Below are 1,282 nucleotides of genomic sequence, written 5' to 3'. Positions count from 1 at the left end.
CCTGAGAACAATATGATTTCAGGAGAATATCTTGCGAAACTTGGCGTCGATTTTGTCCTGACAGGCGGCACGACCGTCTCCGAGGAGAGTTTCGCCATCGAGGTCATGCTCCTGGAAGCTCGAACCCGGCGCTACCTCTGGGCCGAGCATTTTCAGGGGAAACTCATACCCACCGAAATCCTCAACGTCCGGGACGAGGTGGCAAACAGCATCGCTCGGACCCTGGCGCAGCCTTACGGCATCATCTTCAGCAACAAGGCACGAGAGACCGATGGCCGGCCACCGGAGTTCCTGGACTCCTACGACTACGTCATCCGTTTCTATCAGTACTATCGCACCTTCGATTACAACGTCTTCGAAAGCGTCCGGACAGGGCTGGAGCGGGCTGTCCTGATGGATCCGGGCTATGCGGATGCCTTTGCCTGCCTGTCCCAGATCTACTCGGACGCCTTCAGATTCAGCTACGCCCTGCCCGATCCAAGGATCGATCCGCGTCAAAGGGCCCTGCTGCTCGCGCATCGATCGATCCAGCTCGCGCCGAATTCCAGCCGCGGATATCACGCATTGGGACATGCCTATTGGTTCAACGGCGACGTGGCCGGCGCGCTGGCCGCTTTCGGGGCGGGGCTCACCCTGAACCCCAATGACACAGACCTGATGGCCGATCTCGGACTTCGCTATGCGAACCTCGGGCGATGGCAGGATGCGCTGCCTTTGCTGGAGGGGTCCTATGCGCGGAACCTGGCGCAGCCCGGAACCTACCGCGTGGGGCTGGCCCAGTATCACTATGTTCATGGCCGCTACGAGGACGCCCTCGCGGAGGCGCGGAAGATCAACGCGCCCCACGTGCTGTACGGCTTTGTGTTGATCGCCGCCGCGGCAGCGCAACTCGACCTGCACCAGGAGGCCCGGGAGGCGCTGGAGCAGCTCCTGGCACTGGACCCGAATTTCGGCGATCGCATCGTCTCCGACCTGACCCTGCGCCACATCCACGCCGACATCATCAGCGCGGTCCTGGACGGCTTGCGCAAGGCGGGGCTCACGGGCCGTGAAATGGGGGGGAGGCTCGGACCGGGGCCGTCCCCCGGACGACTTTCGATGTAGGGTCCACCCGCCCGGACATCCCACCCTCGCACGCGGAATGTCACAGTAACTAACGTCAACTCCCTGCCGGGCGACCGCAAGCCGGCTCTAGGTTTTCAAGGGCGATCACGCCTGCGAAACACCAGATCGGGAGGATCTCGATGAACCGCCGCCTCTTCCTAACGCTGCCACTAACACT

The 1,282-nt window shown here is 62.3% G+C and carries 1 protein-coding gene; it reads left to right on the top strand.

Going from position 1 to position 1,282, the window contains the following annotated elements; all coding sequences use genetic code 11:
• Positions 1-1,104, top strand: a 1,104-nt coding sequence (locus KHU32_RS22945; RefSeq protein ID WP_213672513.1) for a tetratricopeptide repeat protein, incomplete at its 5' end; no start/stop codon positions are given.
• Positions 1,105-1,282 lie beyond the last annotated feature (178 nt).

It is taken from the genome of Roseococcus pinisoli (assembly GCF_018413645.1).
GTDB classification, from domain to species: Bacteria; Pseudomonadota; Alphaproteobacteria; order Acetobacterales; family Acetobacteraceae; genus Roseococcus; species Roseococcus pinisoli.
Note: the sequence above shows the minus strand (reverse complement) of the source record. Positions and strands in the feature narration are given on the sequence as shown.